Source organism: Xanthocytophaga flava, from assembly GCF_030068545.1.
GTDB lineage: Bacteria > Bacteroidota > Bacteroidia > Cytophagales > 172606-1 > Xanthocytophaga > Xanthocytophaga flava.
In genome coordinates this window covers 104,239-121,544 of sequence record NZ_JASJOR010000021.1, presented here as the reverse complement: position 1 = coordinate 121,544, position 17,306 = coordinate 104,239, and the positions used below count along the sequence as shown (strand labels likewise).

General features: G+C 36.9%; 14 protein-coding genes. 5 read left to right on the top strand and 9 right to left on the bottom strand.

All coding sequences use genetic code 11. The features are described from left to right. The first annotated feature begins 80 nt into the window (after window positions 1-80). Window positions 81-2,060, top strand: coding sequence for a gliding motility-associated C-terminal domain-containing protein (locus QNI15_RS26395; protein ID WP_314034581.1), 1,980 nt, complete (start codon window positions 81-83; stop codon window positions 2,058-2,060). Between the two features lie 334 nt (window positions 2,061-2,394). Here the strand turns inward: QNI15_RS26395 and QNI15_RS26390 are convergent, their stop codons facing one another. From QNI15_RS26390 to rbfA, 9 genes are all read right to left on the bottom strand, one after another. Continuing rightward, on the bottom strand, window positions 2,395-2,586 hold the full coding sequence (locus QNI15_RS26390; protein WP_314001764.1) for a hypothetical protein: 192 nt from the start codon (window positions 2,584-2,586) through the stop codon (window positions 2,395-2,397). A gap of 192 nt (window positions 2,587-2,778) precedes the next feature. After that, the gene (locus QNI15_RS26385) at window positions 2,779-3,111 is read right to left on the bottom strand and encodes a TraR/DksA family transcriptional regulator (protein WP_314034579.1); all 333 of its coding nucleotides are present in this window, start codon (window positions 3,109-3,111) and stop codon (window positions 2,779-2,781) included. Between the two features lie 21 nt (window positions 3,112-3,132). Next, window positions 3,133-4,578 (bottom strand): Fe-S cluster assembly protein SufB, encoded by a 1,446-nt coding sequence (gene sufB, locus QNI15_RS26380; RefSeq protein WP_313986397.1) that lies wholly within the window; start codon window positions 4,576-4,578, stop codon window positions 3,133-3,135. 166 nt (window positions 4,579-4,744) lie between these two features. Next, entirely contained in the window at window positions 4,745-5,206 is a 462-nt protein-coding gene (locus QNI15_RS26375; protein ID WP_313986399.1) for an Lrp/AsnC family transcriptional regulator, read from the bottom strand. A gap of 454 nt (window positions 5,207-5,660) precedes the next feature. Next, a complete protein-coding gene (locus QNI15_RS26370) occupies window positions 5,661-6,206 on the bottom strand; it encodes a sugar phosphate isomerase/epimerase family protein (protein WP_314034577.1) in 546 nt (181 codons plus the stop codon). Further along, window positions 6,158-6,574, bottom strand: a complete 417-nt coding sequence (locus tag QNI15_RS26365; protein ID WP_314034575.1) for a hypothetical protein — start codon at window positions 6,572-6,574, stop codon at window positions 6,158-6,160. The genes QNI15_RS26370 and QNI15_RS26365 overlap by 49 nt, the downstream gene beginning before the upstream one ends. Before the next feature lie 237 nt (window positions 6,575-6,811). Continuing rightward, window positions 6,812-7,627 (bottom strand): 3-methyl-2-oxobutanoate hydroxymethyltransferase, encoded by an 816-nt coding sequence (gene panB / locus QNI15_RS26360; protein ID WP_313986402.1) that lies wholly within the window; start codon window positions 7,625-7,627, stop codon window positions 6,812-6,814. A 140-nt stretch (window positions 7,628-7,767) separates the two neighbouring features. Further along, window positions 7,768-8,991, bottom strand: coding sequence for an ABC transporter permease (locus tag QNI15_RS26355; RefSeq protein ID WP_314001768.1), 1,224 nt, complete (start codon window positions 8,989-8,991; stop codon window positions 7,768-7,770). A gap of 41 nt (window positions 8,992-9,032) precedes the next feature. Further along, on the bottom strand, window positions 9,033-9,413 hold the full coding sequence (gene rbfA / locus QNI15_RS26350) for a 30S ribosome-binding factor RbfA (protein ID WP_313986404.1): 381 nt from the start codon (window positions 9,411-9,413) through the stop codon (window positions 9,033-9,035). A 220-nt stretch (window positions 9,414-9,633) separates the two neighbouring features. Here rbfA and QNI15_RS26345 point away from each other — a divergent pair, with 220 nt between their 5' ends. The 4 genes from QNI15_RS26345 (at window position 9,634) to QNI15_RS26330 (ending at window position 17,306) form a co-directional block, all read left to right on the top strand. Then, complete coding sequence (locus QNI15_RS26345; RefSeq protein WP_314034573.1) at window positions 9,634-11,064, top strand: DUF6427 family protein; 1,431 nt, start codon at window positions 9,634-9,636, stop codon at window positions 11,062-11,064. A 416-nt stretch (window positions 11,065-11,480) separates the two neighbouring features. After that, window positions 11,481-12,068: an RNA polymerase sigma-70 factor gene (locus tag QNI15_RS26340; protein ID WP_314034571.1), complete on the top strand. Its 588-nt coding sequence runs from the start codon at window positions 11,481-11,483 to the stop codon at window positions 12,066-12,068. 343 nt (window positions 12,069-12,411) lie between these two features. After that, a complete protein-coding gene (locus QNI15_RS26335) occupies window positions 12,412-13,470 on the top strand; it encodes a FecR family protein (protein ID WP_314001771.1) in 1,059 nt (352 codons plus the stop codon). A 230-nt stretch (window positions 13,471-13,700) separates the two neighbouring features. Then, window positions 13,701-17,306, top strand: a complete 3,606-nt coding sequence (locus QNI15_RS26330) for a SusC/RagA family TonB-linked outer membrane protein (RefSeq protein ID WP_314034569.1) — start codon at window positions 13,701-13,703, stop codon at window positions 17,304-17,306.

The following is a 17,306-nucleotide window of genomic DNA, read 5'->3' as shown; positions in this document are numbered from 1 at the left end:
GAGATATAACTTACTATAAAAATGCTTAGAGTACTCGCTTGGATACTAAAGAGAGTACTCTTTTATCTTGTTAATTTGGAATGCAACTAATTGAGAGAGTTTACAGATTAGTATTGGATTTAACTACCTGGAAAGTTTTCGCTGAAAACCGTCTGTATACGATTTCGCTTGCATTACTCTTAAATGGAATAGTTGGATATGCGCAACAGCCTTGTTTTACAACAAATGTATCCAAAGGATGTGTGCCATTAACTATAACTATTGATGCCTCTTGTGCAAACTATGAACCTTATCCCAATCCTGTTGCCAAGTATACTTATGGGGATACGCTTTCTGGATTTAACTACTCTACTAAAGAAACCACTCATACATATACGAAGCCAGGGATATATGAAGTTTATCAATATGGGCAGTATAATGCAAGCTATGATTCTACCAAGACACCTGTTTTAGTGGAGGTTTATCCAACTTACAAACCTTCTTTTGCTATAAGCATGTGCTCTGGATTTGGTATTACTGTGCAAATCAGAGATACTTCTTCTATAATTGGTAGTAAAGTGTATACCTATGATTCGTATGTAATTGAATGGGGAGATGGAAATACACAACTTGTTTCTGGTGCAGGAACTTATGCTCATACCTATACAAGTAATACACCAAGAACAGTAAAAGTTTCGGGACGTTATACTGATATCAATTGTGGAGGTAGTGAATCAAAAAATGTAATACCTGAATCTTCTCTGGCAGTACCTGAGTTGGTAAGTTTAACAACCAATAATGCTAATTCTGCTTTACTGCAGTTTAGAGGAGAGATGGGAGTAACATACCGAATTGAAAAGCGCAGTGAAAGCAATGGAACCTATACACAGGTTGCAGCTCAAGTTAGTTCCACGACAGGGATAGTAGGACAAGTACTGAATGATCCACAACCTGCAACCTATAGAGTTGTGCGGACTGATGCCTGTGGAAATAATCTCATCTCGGAAGAGATAAGTAGTGTTATCATTACAGTTAGTGCTACTAATAACCAGAATCTAGTAACCTGGGATACCTATTCAACATTAAAAACTATTGCTAACAACACTTTACTACGAGATGGACAGGTACTACTGGATAATATTGCACAGGTAACAACATCATATACAGATCAGGCTGTTATCTGTGGAGATACCAATTGTTATCAGTTTATTAGTACTCTCACTAGTGGAGCTAAGGCATTGTCTACTATTCAATGTGTAAGGGCAACTTCTAATTCCGTGCCTTCTGCTGTACAGAACTTTACGGCTACCATTGCTGATAACAAAGTCGTACTGACTTGGGATGCTCCCGCAGGTCTGTATGTTCCGGGAGAGTATACTGTCTATAAATCCGAAGATGGCATTAATTTTTCACCTGCTGCCCGAATTACTACAAACCGATACGAAGACGTAGTGAGGCGATTGGATGTTGTCAAGTTTTGCTATAGAATCGGATATATGGACAAATGTGGCAACCCTTCAGCTATCTCACCTAATGCATGCCCTATCCAACTAAAAGTAACAAATGCAAATTCTGGAGAAGATGGGTATACCTTGAACTGGACCTCATATAGTGAGTGGTCAGAAGGAGTGCAAGGATATGAGGTAGAGAAACTAGATGGTAGTAATGCTGTGCTTGAGCAACAGGTTACAAGTGGAAATAGCCTGGTTTTTCCAATGGATACAGTAAATCAACTAATACGATTTAGAGTTCGTGCTATTGGCGAAGGACGGATGAGCGAATCAAATAGTGTAGAGATACGCCAGAATGCTCGAATTTTTGCTCCTACCGCCTTTACTCCTAATTCTGATGGCGTCAATGATATTTTTAAGATTCACAGTTTGTTTGTACAATCCTGGACTATTCGTATTTATAATCGGTGGGGTGAAGTAGTATATGCTTCAGAAGATAAGAATAGTGGATGGGATGGGAAAAACAAACGCTCTGCCATCGTAATGGGGACCTATTCCTACCAGATTGAGATTATTGACCAGCTAGGACGGTCTATTACAAAGCAGGGCGCTGTATTAATACTTAATTGATTCCGATCTTTATGGCAAACAGAGTTTGCCTGTGATAGATCAATCTCTTTTACTATTTTTCTTTTCTTGTTTGGCTGCGCGTTTTTCCTTTAATGTTTTCGCAGGCTCCTTCTTTTTTTCTTTGGTAGGCGATTTATCTTTTGACATACTGTTAGTGTGTTAAAGTAGTGAAGAAAGATACTCTATCATTTCCTAAAAACGAACTATTTGTTGGTTTATTGGAATGGATAGGGAATATTTCTATTTCTGAGAAATTTACTAAATAGATCAACCACGAGATATAAAAAAAGCGCTACTATTTCTAGTAGCGCCCCTTCTCTTCTTTAGGCGAAGATTAGTGTGCAGTTGTATCGTGAGCTGCAGTATCTACAGTAGTAGTAGTATCTGTAGTAGTTGCAGTATCTACAGTAGCTTCAGTAGTAGTAGCAGTAGTATCAGCAGATTCTGTTGTGTCAGTTTTACCTCCACAAGCTGAGAATACAACTGTTCCTAATACGATAGCAGCGATTGCAAATAAATTTTTCATTTTGGAAAAACGGTTAGGTTTAAAGTTAAAATCCACAGTTTAATACCATGAACTAAAGAAGGTAACCCAAGCCCTCTGAAAAAAAATATATTTTTTTACAAAAAATCAGTCTTGTAATAAATAGTACATATTATAATGGTTTTAGTGCAATTTTTCAGTTGATCTTGGATATTATTTTGTAAAAAATCAATGTTATTCAAAGTCAAAATTGCTTAGCTTAGGAGGTTGCTGGTTTTTAAATTGTACTCCTGTTGCCACACCTCCTTTCCGGTCCTGCTGAGTATATAAATCCTGAGCGGTTTCTTCTGTTACTATTTGAATCTCAGAGTAAGTGGTCTTTCCTGAAATAACTGCAAATCCATATACACGATTGGTTTTAGAACAATCTATACAAGTTTTTGTAGTGGGAATTGCTTTAAGCCTTGCTTCTGGAATTTCGCTACCACAATGAATACAGTTCATAAAGAATAAAAGAATAGGATGTAAAAAAGAAAACCTCAAAACGGGTTGTTCTGAGGTTTGCATATATTTTTATATAAAAATCTACTAACCTACACTACCCTCCAAGCTGATTGCCAGAAGTTTTTGTGCTTCAACCGCAAACTCCATTGGTAGTTGATTTAATACTTCTTTAGCGTATCCGTTAACAATAAGAGCAACAGCCGCTTCTGTATTTATACCACGTTGATTACAATAGAAAATCTGATCTTCTCCAATCTTAGAAGTAGTAGCCTCGTGTTCAACACGAGCAGTCGGGTTCTTTACTTCAATATAGGGGAATGTATGTGCTCCACATTTATCTCCCATAAGTAAAGAATCACATTGTGTAAAGTTACGGGCATTTTCAGCACGGCGATGCACTTCTACCAGACCGCGATACGAGTTTTGACTTTTTCCTGCAGAGATACCTTTAGATATGATACGGCTCTTGGTGTTTTTACCAATATGTATCATTTTGGTGCCTGTATCTGCCTGCTGATAATTGTTGGTGACTGCTACTGAGTAAAATTCTCCTACAGAGTTGTCACCTTTAAGGATAACGGATGGATATTTCCAGGTGATAGCAGATCCTGTTTCAACCTGAGTCCAGGAAATTTTAGAGTTGTTTCCTAAACAGATGCCTCGTTTAGTAACGAAGTTATAAATTCCTCCAACTCCCTCCTTATTTCCAGGATACCAGTTTTGTACAGTCGAGTATTTTACTTCTGCCTTTTCTAGGGCCACAATTTCAACAACAGCTGCATGTAACTGATTTTCATCACGCATAGGAGCTGTGCAACCCTCCAGATAGCTTACATAACTTCCTTCTTCTGCAACGATCAGTGTACGCTCAAACTGTCCTGTTTCTTTTGCATTGATACGGAAGTATGTTGATAATTCCATTGGGCAACGAACTCCTTTTGGAATAAAAACAAACGAGCCATCACTAAATACTGCAGAGTTTAAGGCTGAGAAATAATTATCCTGTACAGGTACTACGGAACCCAGATATTTCTTTACCAACTCAGGATGTTCCTGAATTGCTTCACTCATAGAACAGAAAATAATGCCTAGTTCGCTAAGTGTTTTCTTGTAGGTTGTTGCAATTGAAACACTATCAATAACTGCATCTACCGCTACTCCTGTAATTCTTTTTTGTTCATTCAGAGAAATACCAAGCTTTTCAAAAGTCGCTCTTAACTCAGGATCTATCTCATCCAGACTTTTGGGTTTTGCTTTTTGCTTAGGTGCAGAATAATAAATTACATCCTGATAATTAATAGGAGGAAAACTAATATTTGCCCATTCAGGGGATTTCATTTCCAACCATTGACGATATGCTTTCAGACGCCATTCCAACATCCACGCAGGTTCATTCTTCTTTTCTGAAATAAAACGGACAATATCTTCACTAAGACCTTTGGGAGCTGACTCCGTTTCAATCTGTGTCTCAAATCCGTACTTATATTCAGATTGGGTAATATCCTCTAATAATTGTGTGTCTTTGCTCATGGTTAGCTATTTAGACTGAATCTAATCCTATTACAAATATAGCTGAAAAATAGTTTCAGGAGTTCGGCTGTCTTTAATTATTTTATAAAAGTAGGCATAAATACTGTAATCTGTCTTGTAAGTGCCTGGATTTGTGCAGATATGGCAAATGAGACAAAGTATAAAGTTAAAATGTAATGGGTCTGCTAAACCGCTCTTCTAAGGATATGAAAGTTTCTGTACGTTGAATTCCAGGTACTTTTTGAATTTTGTCACTTAGTACTTCACGAAGATGCTGTGTGTCTCTGCATATAATACGTGCAAAGAGGCTATAGATTCCGGTTGTATAATGAATGCTCAATATTTCTGGTATCTTCTCTAGTTCCTGTGCTGCTGCAACATAATTAGAGCTCTTTTCAAGATAAATACCAAGAAAGGCATTTATATCCCAGCCAAGTTTGGCATAGTCAACAATAAGTTGAGAGCCTTTTACCACTCCCATTTGTTCTAGCTTACGCATTCGTACGTGAACTGTACTACCTGAAACAAATACTTTTTCGCCTATTTCCGTGTAAGGCATAGTAGCATCTTGCATGAGAAGAGATAAGATCTTTAGATCTATATTGTCAATTTCTGAATTTTGGGGCATAAAAAAGTAAGCAAATTATTATTTTGTTAATGAAGTAGTTGCTAAATTAATAAAAATAGATTTTTTAATGAAAAATGATGCTGAATTTGCAAATAATTAGAGCGAGTATTACTTTTGTATTGTCCAAAGCGAAAGAAGGCAGCGGAATTATACTGTAGGGTGACGAAATTGGCAGCCGTGCCCTCCTGTCTCGGGGGTGAGGAATCTGGGATAAACGCAGGGTAAAGCCGTCCTGATGTCAAAATTGGGATGACTGGGATTGACCACCAAACTTTGCTCTGTCGCTAACTACCTCGTGGAGGTTCGACCCCTTCTCCTACAGCTAGCTTTCTAAACATAAGCAATTGGTTTTTAGTTTGTTGATGAAGTATTAAACGCCAGTTTCAGTAGGACTGGTGTTTTTTATTGCCTCAACAAAAATCCCCCTGCTGTTTGCATCTGGGGGATTTGTTTTTTAAACAAAATTATAGTTTTGTTTGAGCCTTTCCAGATCTATCTTAACAGATTCCATAGGGGTTTTGTCTCCATACGACTCCTGCTCTATTACCCAGTACTTTACAGCTGTATTCTTTTTGGCAAAGTCTAATATCTCTTTCATTCTCAGGCGACCATCACCTAGCAGAGTACTTTCATTTTTTGTTTTATCCAGATCTTTTACATGCAATAATTCAAAATGTTTCGGAAACATCTTTAACCAACGCATAGGATCTACATTTGCTTCGGCCATATTACAGATATCAAGTTGCTGACATACATATTTTAGATTTAGTTCTTTCAGCATGATATCATATAAATATTCATTATTGAATTTTTGCTCAAATTCATCATGATGGTTATGAAACCCGAATCGTAATCCTGCTTTGGAACAGATTTCTCCTACTTTATTATATACATCAAATCCTTTGCGACATTCATCTAATTTTGTCTTGTCATAGGCAAACCAGGGGCTTATTAAATATTTTGTCCTAAAATATTGGCATCTTCCATTACTCCCTTCCATTCGTCTGACACATCCTTTTTATTTGCTTGCCAATCTGTTAGCCGAAATACAACATGACTGCTGGGTTGAGTTAATCCCATACCATCCAGAATCTTACGCAATTCTTTAGATGAATATCCATATATCTTTCGACTCTCATAGACAGATTGTTCCAGGTAAGCCGCTGGTTCCACTTCTTTATAACCTACAGATGCTAATTGTTTGAGAGTGCCAAGTGCATCTTTTTTCATTTCATCCCGAACTGAATACAACTGTAGAGGGATATGAAACTTCTCTTTTTGTGAAAATATATTTCCTGAAATAGCTGCTCCTGCCAAAAAAATAGAGCCTTTCTTTATAAAATTACGGCGCGAGGGATACGAATTCATAGGTATAAAGTTGGATGAATAGAATAATAGGCTTTATATAGTCAAATCTATTATTTTTATCCAACTTATCCGTATTGTAGTCTTATTTTAAAAAGTAGGTGAGGTATATGGAAACATTTATATAGTAATCACATATGAAAGTCTGTTTTGTAATCAGAACGATAGTTCTTTTTACAAAACAGGGCTAATAGATATGGATGTTCTATTTAAATAGTTTCATTGGAAGACCAGACTATTTCAATAGCCTTCCTTCTCATTAGGAAATTCGCGATTTTTAATATCTCTTACATAATGAGACACTGCATCTGTAATAGAAGTATATAGATCTGCGTAACGTCGAAGGAACTTGGGACTAAATTCTTTGTTGATACCAAGCATATCATGCAATACAAGTACCTGTCCGTCTACATGAGGACCTGCTCCAATACCTATTACAGGTATTCTGACAGATTCGGCTACTTGTTTGCCTAACGTTGCCGGAATTTTTTCCAAGACAACTCCAAAGCATCCAATATCTTCCAGTAGTTGTGCATCTGCCATTAATTTTTGTGCTTCTGCTTCTTCTCTGGCTCTGACCGCATAGGTTCCAAACTTATAAATTGATTGAGGAGTAAGCCCCAGATGTCCCATCACGGGTACGCCTGCACTTAATACACGAGTGATAGATTCCTTTATTTCACTACCACCTTCCATCTTTACTGCGTGGGCACCTGATTCTTTCATAATCCGGATCGCAGATCGGAGTGCTTCTGACGAATTACCCTGATAGGAACCAAAGGGTAAATCTACCACTACTAATGCACGTCTGACTGCACGTACTACAGACGATGCATGATAAATCATCTGATCAAGTGTGATTGGAAGGGTTGTTTCATGGCCTGCCATTACATTCGAAGCAGAATCCCCAACCAGAATGATATCCATTCCTGCGCCATCTACGAGACGTGCCATTGAAAAGTCATAGGCTGTCAGCATGGATATTTTCTCACCCCGCAGCTTCATTTCCTGCAATATATGGGTGGTAATACGTTTGATCTCACTATGTGTAGACATTGTATTCTTGTTTTACGCTTGGTTTATATTCTGTTTTGAAACAGAAATAATCTGTTTGAGGGCATAAAAATAGAATCTTTTTGAATACTCAGTCTGTAATACTTGTGATTTTAATACACAATAGTAAGTAAACAATTGTATTATAGGCGAATGTCGATGTCTTTGGCTGCTTTCACTGCGGGAAAGTATGAAGCTACAAAGGTAATAAGAGCAATTGTAATACCTGTTGCTACAAAATCCGGCAATTGCATCTTTACAGGGTATGCATCTACAATTGCACTTTCCATACCCATCTTAAAGATCCCAAACGTTTGTTGTGCAAGGCATATGAGAAAGCCTGATCCCAGTCCTGCCAGTGTACCCACTGTGGCAATAATAGCTCCCTCTGTCATAAAAACTCTTCTGATAAAATTAGGAGCAGCCCCCATGGCTGATAATACGGCTACATCCTTTCGTTTATCTATAGCCAGCATCGTGAGAGAGAAGAAGATATTAAAAGATGCTACAGCAAGAATCACAGAGAATGTGATGTAGACAAATAACTTTTCAATACGAATTGCTTGTAGTAAACTTGCATGTTGCTCATCTCTGTCTTGTACAAGATAGTTAGCTCCCAAAGCTTTTTTGAGTTGAACTTTTATCTGATCTACATCTTCTCCATCTTTAAGACTGATTTCCAGAGAACTCCGTTTGTTACCCATTTGCAGTAAGTCTGCTGCAAATGAGAGTGGAACAAATATATAATCTTTATCATACCGCTGTTCCAATGCGAAAACCCCACCTGCACGGATAGCACTCTTTCGAATAGATTCTGGCGAACTGACATTTATGGTTTTACGTGAGTTATCAGGATACCAAATCTGGATGGGATTCATTTCATCCTTAAGGGCAATGGATAAAATATATTGTACACCGCTGCCAACAATTGCATAAGATTTGTCATTATATTTTAATCGGGCATTGCCTGCAATAATAGCCTGGTCAAGCCCGTTTTGCCGGATAAACTGATCTGGTACCCCACGCATTCGTGCAGGCATATGTCCCTTTCTATAGGATAGAAACACATTGTCTTCAATAATTTCTGCAACAAAGCCTACCCCTTCTACTGCCCGAATCTTCGCTAATAGTTGTGGTGTTACAGTGAGTGATTTGCCATAGGCTGGCTTGATATTAATTTCAGAATCAAATGTGCCATGCAAGCTACGAAACAGGTCCTCTAATCCATTGAATACTGACAGAACAATTACCAGTGCCATTGTGCCAACTCCAACTCCAATCATAGAAATAATGGATATGATGTTGATGAAATTGGTTTTCTTTTTGGATAGAAAGTAACGCCGGGCAATAAAATAGGATAAGTTCATTTCAGCTATTGAGATGCATAGTGGACCTTAAACAAAAAATATTATTCTTCCTCGTCTTTATCTTTGGATGCTGCCGGAATAGTAAGACCAGAAATCAACGCATCCATTTTGGCTGCATATTCAGCTGTGTCATCCAGATAAAAAATCAATTCAGGAATAATACGAACCTGATGTCGTATCTTGGCTGCTAAAGTTTGGCGAATTGCTTTGTTTTTCTCATTTACATCTGCCAGACTTTGCTCTTTGTTATCAGTCATCAAAAAGCTAAGGTACACTTTTGCTACACTTAAGTCAGGACTTACACGTACCTGAGTAACGGTAATCCATACATTTCCAAACAGACTTTTACTGTCTCGTTGAAAAATTTCTCCCAATTCCTTTTGGATTAAACGGGAAAATTTCTGTTGTCTTTTACTATCCATAGTCGCAAAGATAATGAATCTGGTAAGGAATGACGGTTTTGGTTGCCATATTTATTGAATAGTTGCAATAAATATGGATTTTGCCGTTAAATAGCGATCGGAGAACTATCTTATTATAATTCTCTTCTTAATTTTGCAATAATCTTTTACTAAAGAATTTATCCTGTATTCATTTATACCTATAGATAAGGATAAGTCGTGAATATATTATATTTTAGATATGCTTCGTTTTTTACTTACAGGAGGGTTTAGTTCTGTTTTTGTTGCCTGGTTTTTTCTGGTAGTGATACGATTGCCCTTGCTTATACATGGGTTGCCAATGATACAGCCTGAATTAAACTGGCTGCTGATAGGAGAAAGGTTGCATCGGGGGTTTATGATCTATACAGAAACATGGGATAGTCTAAGTCCTTTATCTGCTGGTGTATATGCATTAATTGATATACTATTTGGGCGATCCCAAACGGCTTATCATATCATTGCCATGTTATTAGTGATGCTTCAATCAGCCTATTTCAGCATGTTTTTACAAAGACATGAATTATATACTGAACGGACTCATTTGCCTGCATTATTGTATTGTTTGTGTGCTACTCTATTCTATGACTTTTATACTTTATCACCTGTCTTACTGGGGCTTACATTTCTGTTGATAGGCCTTAATGCATTATTTACCCAACTTGACAGAGATGATGTTGATGATGAGGCATTTGGGATTGGATTTTATCTGAGTATGGCAACACTCTTTTATATTCCTTTTGGTTGGTTTATCGGATTTGCTTTTGTCGCATTGGTTTTATTATCTGCAGTTCGGCTTCGTAAGTTTTTGTTGTTATTATTCGGTTTTACATTACCACTTGCTATTCTTTTATTATCTTTTTATCTGGTAAATGAATACGATGCTATTTATTTTAACTGGATTGCTGTGTTTTGGGAGCGATATAGTGTGATTTACGCAGACTTTAAAACTTTTATTATTATTCTGCAACCATTGGGATTATTACTGGTATTAGCTGCTAGTCAACTGATTGGAGGAAATACCCGTTTTATTAACTATCAGATACGTTGTCAGCAGGCTATGTTTATGTGGTTATTGGCTGCGGGTGTATCTCTTTTCTTTGCTGATGATTTTGCTCCTTATGTTTTCCTGGTATTTGTACCCCCTGTTGCTTTTTTTGGAACTTACTATTTTGCATTAGTCAGAAAGGCATGGTTGGGAGAACTGGTATTCTGGTTGCTGCTCGTATACATAGGATTCAATAATTTAGGGAAATTCTACCTTCCTGCATCTGCTACACTTTGGAATGATACTGCTCTGATTGTTAAGAAGAATCCGGAACACTATAATTTTCGTCAAAAACGCTTACTGGTGATAGGGCAGGGTTTAGATGAATATAAAGATAACATCCCTGCAACTCCCTATCTCACCTGGCGTTTATCTCGCAGGCATTTTGAAAATCTAGACAGTTATACAACGGTTATAGATCTTTATAATAACTTTCTGCAAGACCCACCAGAAGTTATCGTTGATAAACACAATATAGTACCTACATTATTTAAGAGGTTACCAGCTTTGGGACAAGAATATTCCAAAGGGACAGATCCGAATGTCTATTTCCGAAAGAGCCCTATTAAAACCGCAAAACACTAATTCCCTAAATGTAAATAGCTATCACTGGCAGGTATCTCTGCTAGTGATAGGTGTATATATGGTATAACTTATCTGGCTGTAACAGTTTAACAAGCTGCACCTCTTGACTTTAACAGGAAAATAACCTGTTTATCCTTCTCTATTCTTCTTTATTTTTAAGTGTCTTTTTCACATTTTAGTTAAAAAATAGGTTATTATTATTCAATAACTAGTAGAAATACTAAGAAATATTTGTATTAAATAAATATTAAATATAATTTATGTCAAAAAAAGGTTTTGTGTAATGGATTGGTTATTTTTGTACTTAATATGTTCGAAAATGGATGAAATTAAGATTTTTCACTATCTGAAATGACCTTCTTATTTTTCATATTTGACTCTACTACAACCACAATTTCAGCATACTTTCATTCGCGATGGATAGCAAGAATACAGAATTATCTGAACAGGAGTTATTGGAAGCATTCTTGAGTGGAGATAGAAAAGCCTTTACAGCTATTTATCAACTCTATTGGCAAAAAATGTATCTGGTGGCTTATCGGAAACTGAAAGATAAACAAGCCGCAGAAGAGATTATTCAGGATATATTCGTGAAGTTATGGAAGAATAGAGCAACTGTACACATTACCAGACTGGATTACTATCTGTTTACTGCTGTCAGATATTCAATTATAGATCATATTCGTTCTGAAATAGTTCATGGAGAATATGAACAGTACTATAAAGCATTTTTATCAATAGAAGATTCAAATACAGAAAACACAATAGCTTTTAATGAATTAATATCTACTATTACAAATGGGTTGGATATACTCCCAGAAAAATCAAGGGAAGTTTTCAGACTGAACCGGTTGGAACATTGGCCTGTTGCTCAAATTGCCGAACATCTGGAACTTTCTGAGAAAGCGGTTCAGTATCATTTGACTAAATCGCTGAAATCTATGAGAGTATATTTGAAAGACCATTTACTCTTGATCCTTGTTGTACTTTCAGCTTTGTTCTAAAAAATACGTTGTTTTTGGTTCTTCCTGTTAATGCTCTCAGTATAAGCAATATTTGTTTGTACTGAGAGCATTATTTGTTAAATAATAAACTGGCTACCATACTTTTATCCGATTACTTAGCTATTCCTTCCTGTTTTTAATTAACAGGTAAAATTATTCTGATTTATATCGACCCTCCTTCTTTATATCGGCAAGAATAAGTTATATATTTTGAAGAATATTACATATTTATATTCAATAATATATAAATTTTTCAAGAAAATATAAAAACATTTAGGATAAGTGTCTAGTTGTACGACTTCTATATATGAAAGGGTAATCTGCTTTGTTCATCTCTGAAGTTATGACTAAAATAGAATTTCATCAATTACTGCAACGATATCTTCAAGGTAACTGTACCAAAGAAGAAATGCTGAAGATACATCGATGGTATTCTCTTCTGGAAAATCAATCACAGTTGGATTTAACACATGAAGAGAAAGACCAGTTAGAACACAGATTATGGGCGAATATCAATGATGAAATAGATGAGTCAGAGAAAGTCATTCCGTTAACATCTGGCAGAAGGAAAAATAAGGTTTTTGTTTATGCAGGAGTCGCAGCAGCTTGTGTTATAATAACCGTTGCTTCTTTTCTTTTTTTTACAAGAAGGATCTTTCCTGAAAAAGAGATTAGTGTATTTGAAACAAATATCGAATTAGTCTCTGAGCAAAATCAAAGTACTATAATAAAAAAAATAGTTCTACAGGATAAGAGTATCATACATCTTTCACCCAATAGTAGTATTTCATATCCCAAAATCTTTGATTCTCATAAAAGAGAAATACAATTAGTTGGAGATGCATTCTTTGAGATTACTAAAGATCCTGAAAAACCATTCTTAGTATACACAGGCCGACTTGTTACAAAGGTATTAGGGACTAGCTTCTGGATCAAAACAAAAGATCAATCAAACTCTATAGAAGTAGATGTAGCAACGGGTAAAGTCTCTGTATATGAAAATTCAGCCGAGTCAGATCAAAATATTACAGCTAGTGAGAAGCCTACTAATAATGGTGTAATTCTTACTCCAAATCAACGAGTTGAGTTTTTCGAAAAAGGTGGGCATTGGGTGACAGGGCTGGTCGAAAAGCCTATTGAAATCAAAGAGATTAAGAATACACCTTTACCAGAGAAGTTAGTTTACAATGATAAGCCAATTCTGGAAATATTGAGTGGTCTGGAACAACGCTATGGGATAGAGATTGTTCCTGCAAGTGAAAAACTAAACGCCTGCACCTTTACGGGTGACATTACCGAGATGCCATTATACGAGAAGCTAGATTTGTTGTGCCAGTCAATTGGAGCAACGTATGAAATCAAAGGAACTCGGATATTGATCTCAGGTAATGGATGTGACTAAGTATTGAATTGCCTCATATTTTTTCAATCAATGTTTATTAATCCATCACCTTGTTCAAATGATATAACAATCCACCATTTACTAAATCAGAGAAGCTAAAAAAGCCAATAGTGCGCTACCACCATTGGCTTTTATGAGCCTTGTCTCAAAAAGACACATTTATCCTGCTAAGATAAATGAACGGCTCCCCTTTGTCCTATTTTTTCCACAAAACAGAAACAGTTAAAAGTATGAAAAGAATCCGACAATTGCAACCGTATGCATTATTCTGCATGCTTATGAAGATCTCTTTAACTCAATTATGTATAGCTTTTGTTTTTGCATCGTTCTCGTATGCACATGAAATAAAGGCTCAGGATGTACTCGATCGAAGTATATCATTGAAAATGGAGAATACCGATCTACGAAAGGTATTAAGTTCAATTGAAAATCAGATAGGAGTAAAGTTTGTGTACAGTAGAAAAACTATCAAAGCAGATCGTCCGGTTTCTATTCACACAGTGGATCAGAAGCTTTCCACTGTATTAACAACTATCTTAAGTCCTCTGGATATTTCCTATCAGGTTGTCTCAGGACGCATATTATTAACTGCCGACCAGATGTCTGCTATTGATGCGGGCATTTTTGAGGCAAGTGCTAATGTGGCTCCTGCACTTACGGTAACAGGTAAAGTTACAGATGATAAAGGGGAAGGAGTACCAGGGGTGAGTGTTGTTCTCAAAGGTACAACAACTGGTACAGTCACTAACACAGAGGGAGTTTATTCTTTAACAGTACCTGATGGGTCAGGAACATTGGTGTTTTCGTTTATTGGATATACAACGCAGGAAGTTGCTATTGGCAACCGAACCACTGTCGATGTTACATTAGGTGCTGATATTACAGCTTTAAATGAAGTTGTAGTTGTTGGTTACGGAACTCAGCAGAAAAAAGATCTGACAGGCGCTGTGGCAGTTGTAAATGTAGATCAGATGACCAAACAACCCACTGCACAGGTAGAAAACATGTTGCAAGGTCAAGCTGCTGGGGTAACGGTATTAGGATCTGGTCAGCCTGGTCAGTCTCCAAGAGTGCAAATTCGCGGATTTAACACATTTGGTAATAACCAGCCTTTATATGTAATCGATGGTGTACCTACTCAGAATATCAATGATATCAACCCAAATGATATTCAAACCATGCAGGTATTAAAAGATGCAGGCTCTGCTTCTATCTATGGTTCACGTGCTGCTAATGGAGTTGTGATTATTACAACAAAGAAAGGTGCAAGTAAGGTTAAAGTTACGTATGATGCTTACTATGGTGTACAGGTACCTAAAGGTGGAAATGTATGGAATACTCTTTCCCCTCAAGGAATGGCAGATCTGCGACGCGTAGCCAAAATTAACTCAGGTGCTGCCACAAATAATGATGAGCAATACAGAGAAGTGAATAATGCTTTTGTTCTTCCTGATTATCTGGTGGCTGGTACTACATACGGAGCACAACTACAGGAAGGAAATCCTGCCTTAAATGAAAGTCTGTATAATGTTAATCCAAATTATACAAGTAAAGGTGAATATGATAAATTTTATCGTATAGTACGTGCTAATAAATCTGGAACTGATTGGTTTCATGAAATCTTTAAAAATGCACCCATTACAAGCCATAACTTATCATTAAGTGGTGGTGGAGATCAAGGAAGCTACTTCTTCTCTGTAAATTACTTTAATCAGCAGGGAACCTTGATCAATACTTATAACAAGCGTTATACTATCCGCTCAAACAGCCTGTATAACGTTTCCAAGCATATTCGAATAGGGGAAAATCTTGCATTCTCTGTTACAGATAATCCACGTGTTGCTACTTTGGATGAAGGAAGTGCAATAGGTCATGCTTTTCGGGAACAACCTATTATTCCAGTCTATGATATTGCAGGAAACTTTGCAGGGTCTTTTGCCAAAGATATGGGAAATGCTCGCAATCCGGTTGCTATTCAAAAACGTACAGCTAATAACAGAGGGCTTTCTAACAGATTGATTGGTAATGTTTTTGGGGAGGTCGATTTTCTGAATCACTTTACTGCCCGGACTAGTTTTGGTGGAGAAGTCTATAACTGGAATAGCCGCTCATTCTCATTCCCTGAGTACGAAAATGCAGAAAATAATCCTGCAAACTCATATACTGAACAAAATGGTAATGGATTTAACTGGACATGGACAAATACTGTGAGTTATCATCAGAATTTTAATCAGATTCATGATATAAAGGTAGTAGTAGGTACTGAAGCATACAATGCCGTAGACAAAACATTGGGTGGAACTACACAAGATTATTTCTCATTTGATCCAAATTATACTAACCTGACTACAGGTGCTACCTCTCCTACAAATTATAGTTCCTATTTATCTAATTCCTTATTTGCACTGATTGGCCGGGTTGACTATAATCTGAAAGATAAATATTTATTAGGATTTGTCGTACGTCGTGATGGCTCTTCTAAGTTCTTGAAAACCCAATATGGTTGGTTTCCTGCCGTAAGTGCTGCATGGAGATTATCACAGGAAGAATTTCTGAAGGGTATTAGTTGGTTAACAGATTTAAAACTTCGTGTTGGATATGGTTCACTAGGAAATCAGTTGAATGTAACTCCAGGAAATGCTTTTACTGCTTATGGTCCCAATCGTTCCAGTACCTATTATGATCTTGGCGGTACTAATTCAACAACTGTTTTTGGTGTAAATAGAACCCGGATTGGTAATCCAGATGCGAAGTGGGAGTCAGTAATTAATAGCAATGTAGGGCTGGATGCAACCTTATTCAGTGGTGCATTAGATGTTACAGTTGATTACTATAATAAGGAAATCAAAGATCTTTTGTATAATCCTGAATTACCAGGTACGGCTGGATCTGCAACAGTTCCTTTTGTAAATGTTGCTCAAATGCGTAATCAGGGGCTGGATGCTTCTGTGACTGGGCATATTAATGTAACCAATGATTTGAAACTGAATATTACAGGAACAATCACTACTTATAACAACAAAATCCTTAAAGTTTCAAATGGTGCAGGATATTTTGATGAAGAAGGTCGTCGCTTTAATGGTAGCTTTATTGTAAGAAATCAAGTAGGAAGTCCATTAGGTTCATTCTTTGGATATAAATTGAATGGTTTCTGGGATGATCAGGCTGAAATTGATGCTGCCAATGAGGAGGCTCGTTCTGCTACTGGTAATGCAACTGCGGTATATCAGTCAGATATAAAAGTGGGTCGTTTCCGGTATGCAGACATTAATGGTGATGGTCGTATTACAGATGCTGATCGGACTGTATTAGGCAATCCTAATCCTAAGTTTACATATGGTCTGAATATTTCAGCAACTTATAAAAACTTTGATTTCTTTATATTCCTGTATGGTTCTCAAGGAAATGATATATGGAATAATGTGAAATGGTGGACAGACTTCTATCCTAATTTCCTGGGTGCAAAAAGCAAGACTGCTCTATATGATTCATGGACTCCAGAACACCGAAATGCAAAAGCACCTATTCAGGAAACAGGTGGATCTTTCAGCACGACTAGTGTACCAAACTCTTACTATGTAGAAAAAGGATCTTATCTAAGAGCTAAAAACGTACAATTAGGTTATTCACTACCTACGAGTTTGCTGCAAAAAGTTCGTGTAGAAAGACTACGTGTTTATGTACAGGCAGCAAATCTATTTACGATCACGAAGTATTCTGGTGTAGATCCTGAAGTAGGATTTACAAATGCTGACAGAAATACAACATTTAATATTGATGAAGGAGCTTATCCAAATCAACGTCAGTTTATCATGGGTCTTAATCTTACATTTTAA